Source organism: Rhodococcus sp. WAY2 (assembly GCF_009859915.1).
GTDB classification, from domain to species: domain Bacteria; phylum Actinomycetota; class Actinomycetes; order Mycobacteriales; family Mycobacteriaceae; genus Rhodococcus_F; species Rhodococcus_F oxybenzonivorans.
The window spans coordinates 1,575,520-1,593,419 of sequence record NZ_CP046572.1 but is presented as its reverse complement, the minus strand read 5'-3'; the positions used below and the strand labels follow the sequence as shown (position 1 = coordinate 1,593,419).

Below are 17,900 nucleotides of genomic sequence, written 5' to 3'. Positions count from 1 at the left end.
ATGCGACCGTTCGACGTTCTGCGACGCTCGGCCCCTCTGCGTGGACTGTTGGTGACGGTCCTGCTGCTGTCGGCGTGGCTGGCGCTCGGACCGCCGCCCGCCTCGGCGGAGCCGCGGATCACCCGGGTGGACGTCTACTCGGAGGCGATGGGCCGCTGGGTTTCGAACGACGTCATTTCGCCCGCTTCCGGTGCGCCCGCACCCACCTTCTACCTGCTCACCGGGATCGGCGGCGGGTCGGACGGCATCTCGTGGTTCAACAACACGGGGGTCCGGGACTTCTTCGCCGACAAGCATGTGACCGTCGTGATGCCGATCGGCGGCCAGTACAGCATGTACACCGACTGGGTCGCGGACGATCCGGTGCTCGGGCGTAACAAGTGGCAGACGTACCTCACTCACGAGCTTCCCGCCGCAATCGACAGCCGGTTTTCGACGACGGGCTCGAAAGCCATCGGCGGAGTCTCGATGGCGGGCAGCGCGGTACTCGACCTGGCGGCGCAGGTACCGGGGTTCTACCGTGCGGTGGGCTCGTACAGCGGGTGCGCACAGACCAGTGGCGTGCTCGGGCAGGCGATGGTGCGGTCGATGGTCGAACTGCGGGGCGGCGGTAACGCCGCCAACATGTGGGGCGGCCCCGGGGATCCCGCGTGGGCGCGGCACGATCCGATGCTGAGCGCCGAGCGCCTGCGCGGCACAACGCTGTTCGTGTCGACCGGCAACGGGATGCCGGGGCCCGTCGACAACCACGACCCACTACTGGCCGTGCCGCAGACGATCGGCGGCAGTGTCGTCGAGATGGTCACCCATGTGTGCGCCGGCGCGTTCGAATCAAGGCTTCGGCAGCTCGGAATACCGGCCACGTTCGCCTACCTACCGCAGGGCACCCACTCCTGGGGCCTGTTCGAAACTGAGCTACGCGACTCCTGGCCCGTCATCGGCAGTGCACTCGGGGCATAGCGGCGATCGGGGGATAGCGGCGATCGGGGCATAAGCAACGATCGAAGCATGAGCGGCGACCATCAGAGCGTGCGCCCCAGTGCGCGTTCCAGGATCGGCCCGATCACCGCGAAAGCCTCCGGTGTGGTCATCCGCACGTGATCGCACTCCACCTCGTTCACGGTGATCACGCCGGTCACCACGGGCTGCCACACGCTCGGCGAGGGTCGTTCGCCCTCGTCGTCGGTGCTCTGCGCGGCGGCGAAGAACAGCACGTCGCCGTCGAACACGCGGGGCCGATGTTCGGCCGAGATCCGCTTCGAGTTCTCGAGGCCCGCGCTGATGCGGCCCAGGAGGGTCGACGCGAACGCCGGGTCCCGGCCGAACGATCGGCCGAGCATCTCGACCAACTGCTCTCGGTACGACCTGTCGTCGTCGCCGCTGCCCTCGAAGTCGACGCCCAGTCCGTGCAGCCATTGCTCGGCGTCGACCTCGAGGTCACCGAAGTCGCCCTCCTCTGCCAGGTAGCTGTCCATCATCGCGAGCGTGCCGACGTCCGCCCCGGACTCCCGCAACTCGACGGCGATCGCGTGTGCGATCACGCCACCGAGTGACCATCCCAGCAGGTGGTACGGGCCTCGGGGCTGCACCGCCCGCATCTCGACGACGTAGCGGTGTGCCAGTTCTTCCATCGAGTCGAACGTCGCGCCTCCGCTCAGGATGGGTAACTGCAGCCCGTACACCGGCCTGTCCGGCGCGAGGTGCTGAATCAGTCCGGCGTATCCGAGGGCGAGTCCGCCCGCGGGGTGCACGCAGAACACAGCGGGACGTGTTCCACCGGACCGGAGCGGGACCACGACACTCAACACGTCGTCGGTCACCGCGGCGCCGGGCGTGGACGGGTCGACGATGCGGCGCGCCAGCGCTTCGGGAGTGGGGTTGCGGAAGATCCACTGCAGTGCGACGTCCGTGCCGAGCCGGTCCCGCAGTGCGGACGCCACCCTGGTCGCGACCAGGGAGTTCCCACCGAGTGCGAAGAAGTCGTCGTCGGCTCCGACGCGTTCTACCCCGAGTACGTCGGCGAACACCTCCGCGACCGCGTGCTCGAGCGGAGTGGCTGGTGCCTTGAACGGCCTGGGCGAGACCGTCGGCGCGGGAAGTACCCGCCGGTCCAGTTTGCCTGTGCGCCCGACCGGCAGCTCGTCGAGTACCACCAACTGAGCGGGCACCATGTAGGGCGCGAGATGAGAAGCGGCGTAGCGCAGCACTTCCGCGGGATCGATGCTCGCATTACCCTCCGGGACAACGTAACCCACCAGTCGATCGATCGCTCCGGCCTGTGTGGTCACCGCCGCCCGGCCCACCCCGTCGCAGCGGGCCAGTACCGACTCGATCTCGCCGAGCTCCACCCGCTGTCCTCGAATCTTCACCTGGAAGTCGTTGCGGCCTATGTATTCCAGCCGGCCTATCTCGGTCCAGCGCACGAGGTCACCGGTACGGTACATGCGGGAGCCCGGAACTCCGCAGGGGTGCGCCACGAACGACGCTGCTGTCATACCCGGGCGCCGATGGTATCCACGGGCCAGTCCCGGTCCCGCCGCATATAATTCGCCCACCACACCCACCGGGACCGGCTGCAACCACGGATCCAGGACTACCACGTCGACGCCGCGGCCGGGACCCCCGACGGTGACCGGCTCGTCCGGCGACAGCGCCTCGCTGGCCGTGGTCTGTATGGTCGCCTCAGTGGGACCGTATCCGTTGAAGACGAACCGGCCCGGTGTCCAGCGGTTCGCAAGCTCGGGCGCGAATCGTTCACCTGCCACTGCCAGAACTCGGACGGATGGAAGCTCTTCGGGGCTCACCGTTTCCAGGATGGTGGGGGTGAAGAACGCATGTGTGACGTGTTCGGCCTCGAGGAGTTCGGCCAGTTCACGGCCACCGAGCACGGTGGGGGGCACGATCACCAGCGTCGCCGCGACGGTGAAGGCCATCAGCAGCTCGAAGACGGACGCGTCGAAACTCGGCGACGCCAGGTGTGACACCCGTGCCCCGTGCGTCGCTGCGAAGCGTTCCCGCTCCTCGACTACCAGGTTTGCCAGACCGCTGTGCGAGACGACGACACCCTTCGGTGTGCCGGTCGAGCCGGAGGTGTAGAGCAGGAAGGCGGCGTGCTCGGTATACAACGGTCGCACGCGGTCGTCGTCGGTGACCCGGTCCCCGGGGTACGCGCTGTCGACCTCCGGGTCGTCGAGCAGCAGCCACTGCACCGCGCCGGGCAGATGCTCGCGGTGCGCCGATACGGTCAGTCCGAGGATTGCACCGGAATCCTCGAGCATCGCCGTGATGCGGGCGGTCGGGAGTGCGGGATCGATCGGCACGTACGCCGCACCCGACTTCGTGACCGCCCACACCGATAGCACCGATTCGATCGACCGCGGCACCCCGACGGCGACGAAGGAGTCGGGACCGGCACCCCGGTCGACGAGCGCTCTGGCCAACCGGTTGGACCGCTCGTCGAGCGTCCGGTACGAGACGTCGATGCCGTTGCTCGACAGTGCGATTGCCTCCGGGTCCACGGCGGCGCCGGCGACGAGCACGTCCGACAGCGTCCGTTCCGGAACCGCGGGTGCACCCCGGACCGGCGCGAGTTCGTCCCGTTCGAAGGCGTCCAGTATGTCGAGGTTTCCCAGCCGCACCGAGGGGTGGTCCACCACGGCGTCGAGCATGCGAACGAAACGGTCGGCCAGCTCGGCGACGGTGTCGGCATCGAAAAGGTCGGTGGCGTAACTGAATGCGGCCCTGATACCCGACGGTGACCCCTCGTCGTCGTACTCTTCGGACACGGTGAGCTGCAAGTCGAATCGTGCGATCGTCGCACCGAGGTCGATGCCGGTCACCTCGACGCCCGGCAGTGACAGGTCGGATTGCTCCACATTCTGGAATTCGAGAAGTACCTGGAACAGCGGTGAATGCGCCGTCGAGCGAGGTGGGTCGAGCGCTTCGACGACCTTCTCGAACGGCACCTCGGCGTGGGCGTATGCCCCGAGGTCGACGACGCGTACCTGCTCGAGCAGTTCGGCGAATGTGCTCGCGGACCGGATGACGGTGCGTAACACCACGGTATTGACGAACATTCCGACCATGTCGTCGAGTGCGGCCTCACCCCGTCCGGCGACGGGGGTTCCGATGGCGATGTCCTCAGAACCGGACATCCGGGCCAGGAAGGCGGCCAGGGCGGCATGCGCGACCATGAACAGCGTCGACTGGTGCGCGGACGCCAGCGCCGTCAGCCGACGATGCAGGTCGGCGTCGATTTCGAATCCCACTCGGCTTCCACCCGGTGACCGCTGCATCGGACGCGGACGGTCCGCCGGTAGATCCAGTGCGGCAGGAAGACCGGCCAGCGCGTTCCGCCAGTAGTCCAGCTGCGCCGACACCAGCGACTGCGGATCCTCGTCGGAACCGAGGAGTTGCCGCTGCCAGAGTGCGAAGTCGGCGTACTGCACCGCCAGGGGTTCCCATTCCGGGGCACCCCCGTGGGTGCGGGCCGTGTAGGCCACCAGCACGTCCCGGGCGAGCGGGACCATCGATGCTCCGTCCGCGACGATGTGGTGCACCACCACCAGGAGCACTCGCTCGGCATCGGAGGTCTCGAACAATGCGGCTCGCACCGGCACCTGCTTGGTGACGTCGAAGCCTTCCGACACCGACGCCGAGAGCCGCTCGCGCAACTCGGTTTCGCTGGTCACTGTCACCTCGGGCAGGTCCGGTGCCGCGTCGGGGAGGATCACCTGCACCGGCTCACCGTCGCACATCGGAAAGCGGGTCCGGAGCGATTCGTGCCGCGCCACCACATCGGCCACCGCAGCGCGCAACGCGTCGACATCGAGTGTGCCGGTGAGCCGGAACGCCATGGCGATGTTGTACGCGGGCGACGAGGTGTCGAACTGGTTGAGGAACCACATGCGAGTCTGCGCCAGCGACAACGGGATTCGTTCCGGACGCGGTCCGGCCTGCAACACCGGTCGGTCGGTACGCACGGTGGCTTTCGCGGCACGGGCCGCAAACGCTGTGACGGTCGGCGCCTCGAAGAGGGCGTGCAGTCCGACTTCGACGTCGAGTGCCGCGTCGACCCGGGCAACCACGCGGGTAGCGGACAGTGAGTCGCCGCCCAAGCGGAAGAAGTCGTCGTCGGCGCCGACCTGTTCGATTCCGAGGACGTCGCCGAACACACCGGCCACGACGGCTTCGAGGGGGGTGGCGGGAGCCCGGAAGCGACGCGTCCCGGCGCCGGGTTCGGGTAGTGCTGTGCGGTCAAGCTTCCCACTCACCGTCACCGGCAACTCCCCCACAACCACCACCACCGACGGCACCACCCACCCCGGCACCACCCCCGCCACCCACTCCACTACCACATCCGGATCCACCCGCACCCCCACCTCCGGCACCACATACCCCACCAACCGACCCCCCTCCCGCACCACCGCCGCCGCCGCAGCCACCCCCGGACACCGCGCCAACACCGCCTCCACCTCCCCCAACTCCACCCGCTGACCCCGCACCTTCACCTGCCCATCAACCCGCCCCACAAACTCCAACACCCCCACCTCAACCCACCGCACCACATCCCCCGTCCGATACACCCGAGACCCCACACCCGAAAACGGATTCGCCACAAACGACACCGCCGTCAACCCCGCCCGACCCCGATACCCCCGCGCCACACCCGACCCCGCCACATACAACTCACCGACCACCCCCACCGGCACCGGACGCAACCACCCGTCCAACACCACCACCTCCACCCCCAACCCCGGACCACCCACCGACACCACACCCCCCGCCACCAACGGCCCACCCACCGTCGCCTGCACCGTCACCTCCGTCGGCCCATACGCATTGAAAAACTCCCGACCCGGCGCCCACCGCGCCACCAACTCCGGCGCACACACCTCCCCCGCCACCACCAACACCCGCACCGACCCCAACCCCACACCCGACCCCAACGTCGCCAACACCGACGGCGTCACAAAACAATGCGACACCCCCTCCGCCTCCCACAACTCCACCAACCCCACACCCCCGAACACCCCCGGCGGCGCCACCACCAACCGCGCCCCCACCGAAAACGCCATCAACCACTCGTACACCACCGCATCAAAACTCGGCGACGACACCTGCGACACCCGCGAACCCGACGACACCCCGAACCGAACCCGCTCCTCCACAGCCAAATTCGCCAAACCCTCATGCGTCACCACCACACCCTTCGGCCGCCCCGTCGACCCCGACGTATACATCACATACGCCGCACACCCCGCCCACAACGGCCGCACCCGATCCCCATCCGACACCACACCCCCCGACACCCCCTCCACCACACCCGAATCATCGAGCCACAACCACTCCACCCCATCCGGCACCACACACCCAGACACCGACAACCCCACCACCACACCCGAATCCACCAACATCTCCCGCACCCGCACCAACGGCAACACCGGATCCACCGGCAAAAACGCCCCACCCGCCTTCGCCGCCGCCCACACCCCCACCACCAACTCCACCGAACGCCCCACCACCACCGCCACCACCGACTCCGGCCCCACACCCCGACCGATCAACACCCGCGCCCACCGCGACGACAACTCATCCAACTCCCCATACGACACCTCCACCCCACCACACGAAACCGCCACCGCCCCCCGATCCACCCCCACCCCACCCGCCAAAATCTCCGGCAACACCCGAACACCCACACCCCGCCCACCCCGCACCGGAACCAACACCCCACACTCCTCCGCACTCAACACCTCCACCCCCGCCAACAACCCATCCGGTTCGGTGGCCATCGCCTCGAATATCCGGGTGACCCGTGCCGCGATGGTCTCGACCGTGGCCGCATCGATCAGGTCGGGTAGGTAGTGAAAGGTCATGCGCAGCTGCGTGTCCATCGAGAAGGCCACGCTGAGTGGGTAATGTGTGGCATCGACACCGCTGACATCCAGCACCCGGATTCCGGCCAGGTCGGTGTCCTCGGTCAGACCACCTCGATCGATCGGGTACGACTCGAAGACGGTTGCCGTGTCGAATCCGAGCTGTGGGCCGACCGCGCGCGCAATGTCGGCGAGACCCAGGTGGTGGTGGTCGAACAACGCCGCCTGCTCCGATTGCGTTCGTTCGAGCAACTCGCCCACCGTTTCCCGGGGATCGAGCGCGATCCGGACGGGTACGGTGTTGACGAACAGTCCGATCATCGACTCGGCGCCGGCGAGTTGCGGTGATCGCCCGGACACCGTGCCGCCGAACGTGACATCGGACGAGGACGTGGCCCCGTTCAACAGGAGTGCCCACGCCACCTGGGTCACCGTATTCACAGTGACGTTGCGCTCGCGTGCCAGAGTCGCGAGTTCCGCGGTAAGGCTCTCGGAGAGCGAAACCTGGACCTGGGCGGGTGGGACCGACGACTGTTTTTCCCACGCATCCGGCAGGAGCAGCGTCGGTCCCTCGATACCGGCGAGCGCGTTCGCCCACACTCCCCGCGACTCCTCCGGATCTCGGTGTTGCAGCCAGGTCAGAAAGTCCCGGTAGGGCCGGGGACTCGGCAGCGCGCCTGCCTCGTCTGCCACGTACAGGGCGAGGAGATCCCGGATCGCGAGTGGCATCGACCACCCGTCGAGGAGGGTGTGGTGGTTGGTCCACACCAGCCGGAATTCGTCGTGTCCGATGGACAGGAGAAGGAATCGCATCAGCGGTGCGTGGGAGGTGTCGAATGCCGCAGAGCGATCGGCGGCCAGAATCCGGTCCAGTTCGGCGCCGCGCGCCTCCTCGGGAATACCCGTCAGGTCGACCCGGCGGAACGGCACGTGGACGGTCGCCGGCACCACCTGTACGAACGTGCCGTCGGCGGACGGCACGAAGGCCACCCGCAGATTTGCGTGCCGATCCAGCAGTGCCTGAGCCGCGCGGCGCATCCGCACCGGATCGACGGCGCCCTTCAAGTGCAGCGACACCTGCACCGTGTAGGCGTCGATCGCGGGTTTCGCCATGAGGGCGTGAAACAGCAACCCCGCCTGCAGAGGTGCGAGTGGCCACACATCGGTGAGCGGCCCGAAGCGCTCCTCCCACGCGTCGAGGTCGCGCTGAGTCACGGTGACGAGCGGAACATCCGAAGGGGTGAGCCCCCCGGCCTCAGGTCGGTGAGAATGAGTTGTCAATGCGGACAACGCCTCCCGCAGCCGAGTCGCGAACCGCTCGGCATCGTCGCGCGCCACCAGGGTGTCCGGGTAGCCCACGCTCACCCGGAGTTTTCCGCCGACCACGATGGCGTTGACCTCGAGCGCGGCCGAGGCAGGCATGTCGGGGTCCGGAACGTACTGCAGGTCGCCGAATCCGTCGGCGGGTGCCCATGCCACCGCACTGCCGGCGGGTGCGTCGGGGACCTGGCCGAGATAGTTGTAACTGATGTGCCCCGGTTCGGTCTTCGGCAGAGTGTCGGCCGTGTCGGGGTTCAGATAGCGGAGGAGACCGTAGCCGATGCCCATGTCGGGTACAGCACGCAGCTGCTCCTTCACCACCTTGACCGCCCGGCCCATCGCGGGGCCGCCGGCGAGCGCGTCGTCCAGGTCGACGCCGGCGAGGTCGAGGCGGACGGGAAAGATTGTGGTGAACCAGCCGACGGTGCGGGACAGGTCGGCGCCCGGCACCACATACTGCTCGCGCCCGTGCCCCTCCATGCGGATCAGCATCGACGACAACGAGATTCCCCGATCGCGTCGCCACCTCGACGATGCCACTGCCAGGGCGGTGACAAGCACGTCGTGGGCACCACCGTGGTACAGCCCCGGGAGGGTTGTCAACAGCACGGAGGTGTCTTCGGTCGACATCTCGACGCCGACGTCACGAATTGCCGTCGCCACGTCCACCGCGGGATCCAGAGGGCGGTCGGTGATCGGGGGGTCCGGCCCGTCCACGGCGCTCCGCCACCACGCCAGCTCGGCGACCCGCTCACCGCGCTGCGCCTCCTCCGCCAGGGCATGCGCCCACCGGCGCATGGACGTTCCCGGCTCCGGCAGCTCCGCCGCGTGTCCGGCGGAGATCTGCGACCAGGCGGTCGCGAAGTCGGGCAACAGAATCCGCCAGGACACCCCGTCGACGGCAAGATGATGAGCCACGACGATCAATCGGCCCGAGGTTGCGGGTACTCTCGACGGTCCCGGATCGAGCCACACGAACTGGACGACGACCCCATCGGAGGGACGCAGTCTCTCGACAGCCGCCTGGTGCTCGGCCGCGACGAGTGTCGCCGGCGGGTCGGCCTCGATGGTGAGGTCGAACCTGACGCGACGGATCAGCGACGCCGCATCCACGTCGGTATCCGGGCGGGTCTCCATCTGCCACTGCCCGCTCGCATCCCGGAACAGCCGGGACCGCAGCATGTCGTGCCGTGCGATCACCGCGGCGACGACAGCGACGAGTCCGTCTTCGTCGATCCCGGCGGGGAGCGTGAGCAGCAGGCTCTGACTGAACCGCTCGAAGTGGCCGCCGCGCTCCAACAGATACCGCACAACCGGTGTGGGCGGGAAAGTGCCGATACCGCCGCCGGCGAGTTCGGTGAGAGGGCCGGGCGTCGTGCGGTCCGCGATGTCCGATTGTGCTGCCAGCGCAGCCACCGTTCGGTGCTCGAACACCTGTTGCGGGGTGAACACCAGTCCTCGGGACTTGGCCCGCGACACCAGCCGGATCGACAGGATGCTGTCGCCGCCCAACGCGAAGAACGAGTCGTCGTACCCCACCCGTTCGATTCCGAGTACTTCCGCGAAAACCGATGCCAACGTCTCTTCGGCTGCGGTGCGCGCGGGCCGCTGGGGTCGGTGCACAAGTTCCGGTTCGGGTAGTGCTGTGCGGTCAAGCTTCCCACTCACCGTCACCGGCAACTCCCCCACAACCACCACCACCGACGGCACCACCCACCCCGGCACCACCCCCGCCACCCACTCCACTACCACATCCGGATCCACCCGCACCCCCACCTCCGGCACCACATACCCCACCAACCGACCCCCCTCCCGCACCACCGCCGCCGCCGCAGCCACCCCCGGACACCGCGCCAACACCGCCTCCACCTCCCCCAACTCCACCCGCTGACCCCGCACCTTCACCTGCCCATCAACCCGCCCCACAAACTCCAACACCCCCACCTCAACCCACCGCACCACATCCCCCGTCCGATACACCCGAGACCCCACACCCGAAAACGGATTCGCCACAAACGACACCGCCGTCAACCCCGCCCGACCCCGATACCCCCGCGCCACACCCGACCCCGCCACATACAACTCACCGACCACCCCCACCGGCACCGGACGCAACCACCCGTCCAACACCACCACCTCCACCCCCAACCCCGGACCACCCACCGACACCACACCCCCCGCCACCAACGGCCCACCCACCGTCGCCTGCACCGTCACCTCCGTCGGCCCATACGCATTGAAAAACTCCCGACCCGGCGCCCACCGCGCCACCAACTCCGGCGCACACACCTCCCCCGCCACCACCAACACCCGCACCGACCCCAACCCCACACCCGACCCCAACGTCGCCAACACCGACGGCGTCACAAAACAATGCGACACCCCCTCCGCCTCCCACAACTCCACCAACCCCACACCCCCGAACACCCCCGGCGGCGCCACCACCAACCGCGCCCCCACCGAAAACGCCATCAACCACTCGTACACCACCGCATCAAAACTCGGCGACGACACCTGCGACACCCGCGAACCCGACGACACCCCGAACCGAACCCGCTCCTCCACAGCCAAATTCGCCAAACCCTCATGCGTCACCACCACACCCTTCGGCCGCCCCGTCGACCCCGACGTATACATCACATACGCCGCACACCCCGCCCACAACGGCCGCACCCGATCCCCATCCGACACCACACCCCCCGACACCCCCTCCACCACACCCGAATCATCGAGCCACAACCACTCCACCCCATCCGGCACCACACACCCAGACACCGACAACCCCACCACCACACCCGAATCCACCAACATCTCCCGCACCCGCACCAACGGCAACACCGGATCCACCGGCAAAAACGCCCCACCCGCCTTCGCCACCGCCCACACCCCCACCACCAACTCCACCGAACGCCCCACCACCACCGCCACCACCGACTCCGGCCCCACACCCCGACCGATCAACACCCGCGCCCACCGCGACGACAACTCATCCAACTCCCCATACGACACCTCCACCCCACCACACGAAACCGCCACCGCCCCCCGATCCACCCCCACCCCACCCGCCAAAATCTCCGGCAACACCCGAACACCCACACCCCGCCCACCCCGCACCGGAACCAACACCCCACACTCCTCCGCACTCAACACCTCCACCCCCGCCAACAACCCATGCGGCGACTCCAGTGCGGCCGTGAGTATTCGGACGAAGCGCTGCAGATCGGCCGGACCGTGTGCTTCGACGGACCACGTCCCATCCCGGTCGTCCACGGCGAAAGATGCGCGCTCGCCCGTTGCGCCCCAACGTTTCACCACTGTGACGGCGTAGTTCCCGATCCGCTCGACGCCGAGCGGTTCCCGCACTTCACCCGCCAGCGGGCACCAGTCCTGCCCGATTGCGGCAGCATCGGTTGTGGAGAGGAAGCGCCGTCGACGGGATCTCCGCAGTTGCAGGCCCACCTGCCGCGTCACCGCATCGAACGTGAAATGGGGGGCGAGGGTCACCCTGACCGGCATCGTCGTCCCATGTTCCCGGAACCCGAGCAGTACGTCGTCGACGCCCGTAAGGCTCTGCCGGTACAGGGCGAGAGCCGCGAGTAGAACGGCTGCCGTACCGCCGCCGCTGCGGCGTGCGAGTCGCGCCGCTACACCGCCGACCGATACATTTTCGTAGCGTGAATCCTTCTGTTCGGGAACCTGATCGAACAGTTCTTCCGCTTCCGGGACCCCGGCGAGGAGTTCCTCCCAGTAGCGGCGGTCATCGAGCCACGCGGCGCTCTCCCGGTAGCGGGCATCGGAGGCGAGCAGCGCCGACGGGGACGTGAACGGCCAGTTCGCTCTCCGAGGCGGCGCGGTGCGGGCGGCCTCGTAGGTTTCGGCGGTGGCCCGGACGATCGCCGCCATGCCCGGTTCGTCGTTGACCAGGCGGTGGTAGCGCTGGAACCAGCCGAACCGTCCGTGCGGCAACCGGAAAAGGGTGTGGACGTACAGCGGGCCGGTGTTGACGTCCATGGTCCGGTCCAGTTCGCGGCCGATCCACGCCGCGACGAGGGTGTCGGCGTCGGACGAGGCGCTCGCGTCGATCACCTCCGGTCCGGACACATGGCCGGTTCCGGTGCTCTGGCGGAGCTCTAGACCGCTACCGCCGAAGGCGACTCGTAGACAACCACATTCGGACAGCGTCTGCCGCAGCGCGGTAGAAAATGCGTCCTCGACGAGCGGGCCGTCGAGTTCGAGATACAACGCGAAAGTGGGCTCGTCGTGTCCGGTCTCGAGCAGTGTGAGTTGGTCGTACGTCAGGGGCAGTTTCACACTGCCAGTGAGCTCTTCATCGGTAGGCGGTCGTTCATCGGTAGTCATGGAAGCCCCGCCCGGTCTTACGCCCCAGGTGGCCGGCATCGACCAATGCGGTGAGCGACTCGGGCGGGCAGTAGTGGTCGTCGCCTGTCAGCGCGCGGAGGGTGGTCATCGTGTCGTGAACGTTGTCGAGGCCGATCAGGTCCGCGGTCCGCAGCGGCCCCATGGGATGGCCGAGGCAGCCCTCGAACAGTGCGTCGACGGTTTCCGGGTCGGCGATACCGGCGTCGACGGAGGCGGCCGCCTCCGCGATGCACAGCATGAGCACGCGATTCAACACGAAGCCGGGTCCGTCACCCACGACGATGCCGGTTTTGTTCAGGGAGGTGAGGAACTCCTGCGCGCGGTCCAGGGTGCGCTGGGACGTTCGCGGTCCGGCCACTACCTCTACGGTGTCCTTGAGCGGCGCCGGGTTCATGAAGTGCAGCCCGACAACCTGTTCCGGTCTCGAGGTGCACGCGGCGACGAGATCGACCGGAATCCCCGAGGTGCACGACGCGAGTACGGCATCGGCGGCGCAGCAGCGGTCCAGTTCGGCGAAGATCTTCTCTTTGAGGTCGATCCGTTCGGGAACACACTCGACGACGACGGTGGCGTCGTGCAGCTCGGACATCTGATCGGTCCATCGCACACGCGCCGCCACCTCGGCGGGTTTCGGGCCCGCGCTGCGGCCGAGGAGTATCGCGAGCCGCAGCGAGTCGCTCATGCGCTTGCGCGCGACTTCGACGGCGTGCGGATCCGACTCGACGACGATCACGTCGTGGCCGGAGTGCGCACAGCACTCGGCGACTCCGACGCCCATGGTGCCCGCGCCCACCACACCGATGCTCATCGCGCCGCCTCCGAGGAGAGACCGGTGTCGTCTTGATGCACGTACTCCATCGCCACCTCCTGGGCCGGCAGGTCGGGATGCGTCACCAGCCCCCGGATGAGCTGACGGAGGTCGGCGAGCATCGCGGTGGCCGTGCTTCGGTCGAACAGTTCCACCGCGTAGTCGAGTTCGAGGGTGAGATTCGGGCCCTGCCCGCGGGACCACGCCAGCGCCAGTTCGGCGGACGATGCCTCGGCACGGTCGTTACTCGGGGCGCGTTCTCCGTCGCAGCGGACCGGGAAGTGTACTGCTGCGGAATCGCGCATGCTGCTCTCGGAGGACAGCTCCCGGCGGACCGTCGACACCAGTTCGAGGAACGAGGGTTCACCCGACAGGTCCACACCGACGAGCCGCGGCGGACCCCCGGGGGCCGCGGCGGTGCCGACGACCACCTCGTCCTGAGCGGTGTACCACGCGAGGAGGGCGATCCACGCGGCGAGCAGCTCGGCGAAACCCGGGGCGTCGTCGAGCGTCGCGGTCACCCGAGCGATCGAGTAGCGAAGTGGTTCCGCGCCGTTCGATGTCGGCCGCGGCCGGTCGGCCGGTACCACCGGGGGTGCGATCGGCAAATCGCGCGACGGGAACTCGTCGGACGAGTCGGGAAGCAACGCTGAGATCGGCTGCACCGCCGCAGAATCGACGATTCCCGCCAGGATGGTGACGTATTCCCCGCACAGCGCGGCGGCGGTCTGCTCGGTGAAGAGTTCCGTGCTGAACTCGAGCCCGGCGGCCATGTCGTCTTCGCCGCCGCGCTCCGTGGTGACGAGGGTGAGGTCGAACTTCGCTGTACCGGAGGGCACCCCGCCGAAAGCGATGGCCGAGGGATCCTCCTGATCGAACAGCGTCTCGGTGAGCCCCTGTTGCGCCTGCAACGCGGGCAGTTCCTGGTGGACATGGCAGACGTCGAAGAGCGGGGTTCGGCTCGTGTCTCGGTCACCGGTGAGTGCCGTCACGACCCGGTCGAACGGAATCTCCTGATGTTCGAGGGCGCCCAGCACGATGTCGCGCACCCGGCCGAACAGTTCCGTCAGGCTCGGTTCGCCGGACAGGTCGGCGCGCAACGCCACAGTGCTGTTGAAGTACCCGATCATGCCGGCGAGTTCCGGCCGGTTGCGCCCCGTCGTCGGAGTCCCGACGACGATGTCCCGCTGGCGACTCCGGCTTGCGATGAGTAGGAAGAACGCGGAGAGGAGTACCACGAACAGTGACACCGACTCACGCCGGGCCACGGCTCGTAGGCGTGCTGTCTGTTCGGCAGAAATGGTGAAGGTGTGGAAAGCGCCGGTGAAGTTCTTCCGTTCCGGTCGAGGAAAGTCGGTGGGAAGCCGCAGCAGCGGGACATCGGCGAGTACCTGTCGCCAGTAGTCGAGTTCCGGCTCGAGTGCGGCGCTGGCAATCAGTTCCCGCTGCCACAGCGCGTAGTCCCAGTACTGGATGGACAGTGGCGGGAGATCCGCGGGGCGACCGGTCCGGCGTGCGGCGTACAGGGCGGGGAGTTCGCGTTCGAATATTCGCGGTGATCCACCGTCGTTGACGGAGTGGTGGGTGGTCACCTGCAGGACGTGTTCGTCCGGGCCGATCCGGACGAGGAGAGCACGCACCAACGGGTCGTTGGCCAGGTCGAACGGTGCGATCGCCGCTTCGTGCACGAGTGCCCGGGCCGCAGCCACAGGGTCCGGCTCGTTCGACACGTCGGCGGTCCGGAAGAAGTCGCCCAGCGATGGGCGAATGCGCAGTTGCGGCTCTCCGTCGACGTTGACGTAATTGGACAGCAGTACCTGGTGCCGTGCGGCGAGGTCGTCCCACATTCCGCGGACGGCCGATTCATCGATCGGTCCGTGCAGGTCGCTGACCATCGGCAGGTTGTAGATCGTCGTGGTGGCGTCGAGTTGGTGGTGGAACCACATGCGCACCTGGCCGAATGACATCACATGCCGGCCGCGCGGTGTGATCGGGGGCAGCCCACCGGCTGCGGACGTGCCCGCCGCGAGCAGCTCCGCGAAATCTGCGACCTTCGGCCGCTCGTAGAGGTCGATCAACTTGGGTCTGACCCCGTACTGCTCGGCCACCTTGTCGACGAGTTGCATCGCGATCAGCGAGTTGCCGCCGAGTTCGAAGTAGTCGTCGTCTGCGGCAACCGCCGTCTCGCTGTGCAGAAGGCCGCGCAGTGTCGTCTGCAGCCAGTCGAGGCTGTCCACCGGGGGGAGGGGCGCCGGTTCCGGATTCGGTTCCGGCGCGACGACTTCGGGGGTTCGACCCCACTCCGGCCGGCCGGGCAGGTCGTACCAGCACCGCGAGCCCAGCATGGGGTGTCCGGGCAACCGCACCCGCCGAGCGGTCTCGTCAGCCGCACCGACGGCAGCCCAGTCGAGGTCGACTCCGCGCTCGTACAACCCCGCGAGCACATGGGTGACGGCCCCGGAGGTGTCCGGTACGCGCAGGATCTCTGCATCGGCTCGGTCACCGAGCGCGTCGGCGAGCAACCGTCCGAGCTGCCCGTCCGGGCTCGGCTCCACGAACACGACGGGTCCGTCGGCGAGCATTCCTTTCGCGACGGCGACGAACCGTCCCGTGTCGATCGCAGGGTCGGCGGCGGCCGCCGCGATCTCGGAGGCGGTGACCTCCGACAACGTGCCGAGCAGATACCTCGCGGCATAGCGCGACACACCACCGCTGAGGACGGCGTCCACGGATACCCCAGCGTTCCGCAATTCCCGGTGAACGGCGATCTGGCCGGCGAGAAGGTCCGCCTCGTCACCCGTGGCCGGCAGTCCCGGCGGAAGGGAACGGCCACGGAGTGCGGCGGGCATCGGGTCCGGTGACAGCAGCAGTGCCACGGACGGTGCCCGCCGGGTCGGCGCACTCTCGTTCCGACCCTCGGGGTCCGCGGCCTGCGCGGCGAGTGCCTTCGCCAGTTCGTCGACAGTGCGCGCCTGCACCGCCACCCGATACTCGTGATGCGGCCGCCCCTGGTTGAGGGTGAAAACAATGTCGGCGAGGTGATACCCGCGCACCGCCGACGCCAGATCGTCACACAGAGTGGCCAGCGCCGCTACGCTTTTCGCCGACACACCCACGAGCCGAACAGTGTCCTCGGCGCGCGGCACAGCGTCCTCGGCGCGCGGCGCAGTGTCCTCGGCGCGCGGCGCGGTGTCCTCGGCGCGGGGCGCGGTGTCCTGCCGGGGTGGCTGCTCCACCACGCAGTGCGCGTTGATACCGCCCAGACTGAATGAGCTGACTCCGGCCCGTCGAGGACTGCCCTCCTCGCTCCAGGTCCTGGCCTCGGTGACCACCTCGATCCCGCTGCCTGCGAAATCTACTCCGCCGGTGGGCTTGTCGAAATGCAGCGACGGGTAGAGCTCACCGTGCTCGACGGCAAGGATCGCCTTCACCAGGCCCGACACTCCCGCTGCGTGGTCGAGATGGCCGATGTTGGTCTTCACCGAACCGATGGGCAGAACACCCGACCTGCCCTCGAATGCGCTGGCGATTCCCTCCAGTTCCACGGCATCGCCCAGCGGTGTTCCCGAACCGTGCGCTTCGAGATACCCGGCATCGCTCGGTGCGAGCCCCGCGTTGCGCCAGGCCCGCTCGATCACGGCCACTTGCGCCCGAGCGCTCGGTGAACTGATGGTCGCCGACGAATGACCGCTCGACACCGTTGCGGTGCCGCGGATCACCGCGTGCACCGGCACACGGTCGGCACGCGCGCGGCCCATCGTGGTGAGGAGCAGCGCCGCGCCACCCTCGCCGACGGCAGTACCGTCCGCGCTCGCATCGAATGCCCGGCATCGTCCGCCGGGTGACATCAGCTCGGCCGAGCCCTCGGCCAGATCGGCGCGAATACCGTTCACCCGCAGACTGACACCGCCCGCGAGCACGAAATCGGCGTCTCCCGAGCGCAGCTCCCGGCAGGCGTGGTGCACCGCGATCAGCGAACCATTGCAACCCGAGTCGACGGCATAACAGGGACCGGTGAGCCCGAGTTGGTACGCGATGCGGGCGGGCACCGCGAACGGAACGTTGCCCAGGGTGCTCAGGACGCCCGGTTCCGCCCACATCGCCGGGTACGTGGACGTCGCGGCGCTGAAGATTACCGCTGTCGCACTGTCCCGGAAGTCGGTCGCCGAATAGCCGGCCTCCTCGATCGCTCGATACGCCAGGACCAGCGCCAGACGTTGCTGCGGGTCGATCAGCGACGCCTCCCGCTTCGACAGCGTGAAGAACGAGTAGTCGAAAGTGGCGATGTCCTCGACGAACCCCATCGGCTGGTAGTCCGAGGGCGGACCGAGTCCGGTGGCCTCGGCCCGCGACCGGGACAGCGGGCGCACCGAATCCCGGCCGGCCGCGAGGTTCGCGCGGAACTCCGCCAGGTCGTCGGCCTCGGGGTAGCGCGCGGCGATGCCCACCACGACGACGGCGTCGTCGTCGCCCGGTTGTCGCTGGGTCACTGTTGCCTCCCGGAGTTGGTCAGA

At 68.1% G+C, this 17,900-nt stretch carries 4 protein-coding genes; 1 reads left to right on the top strand and 3 read right to left on the bottom strand.

Annotated features, from left to right (window positions below):
• The gene (locus GFS60_RS07395) at positions 1–960 is read left to right on the top strand and encodes an alpha/beta hydrolase (protein ID WP_159920056.1); all 960 of its coding nucleotides are present in this window, start codon (positions 1–3) and stop codon (positions 958–960) included.
• Between the two features lie 62 nt (positions 961–1,022).
• Here the strand turns inward: GFS60_RS07395 and GFS60_RS07390 are convergent, their stop codons facing one another.
• From GFS60_RS07390 to GFS60_RS07380, 3 genes are read right to left on the bottom strand one after another with little or no spacing between them, the layout of a single operon-like run.
• Positions 1,023–12,509: a non-ribosomal peptide synthetase gene (locus GFS60_RS07390; protein ID WP_236603396.1), complete on the bottom strand. Its 11,487-nt coding sequence runs from the start codon at positions 12,507–12,509 to the stop codon at positions 1,023–1,025.
• 34 nt (positions 12,510–12,543) lie between these two features.
• Positions 12,544–13,386 (bottom strand): 3-hydroxyacyl-CoA dehydrogenase family protein, encoded by an 843-nt coding sequence (locus GFS60_RS07385; RefSeq protein ID WP_159920052.1) that lies wholly within the window; start codon positions 13,384–13,386, stop codon positions 12,544–12,546.
• The gene (locus GFS60_RS07380; protein WP_159920050.1) at positions 13,383–17,876 is read right to left on the bottom strand and encodes a condensation domain-containing protein; all 4,494 of its coding nucleotides are present in this window, start codon (positions 17,874–17,876) and stop codon (positions 13,383–13,385) included. Before GFS60_RS07380 ends, GFS60_RS07385 begins: the two co-directional genes overlap by 4 nt.
• Positions 17,877–17,900 lie beyond the last annotated feature (24 nt).

Excerpts from the sequence above, each read along its gene's own strand:
- GFS60_RS07385 (WP_159920052.1), bottom strand. The coding sequence starts at position 13,386 with ATGAGCATCGGTGTGGTGGGCGCGGGCACCATGGGCGTCGGAGTCGCC.
- GFS60_RS07395 (WP_159920056.1), top strand. The coding sequence starts at position 1 with ATGCGACCGTTCGACGTTCTGCGACGCTCGGCCCCTCTGCGTGGACTG.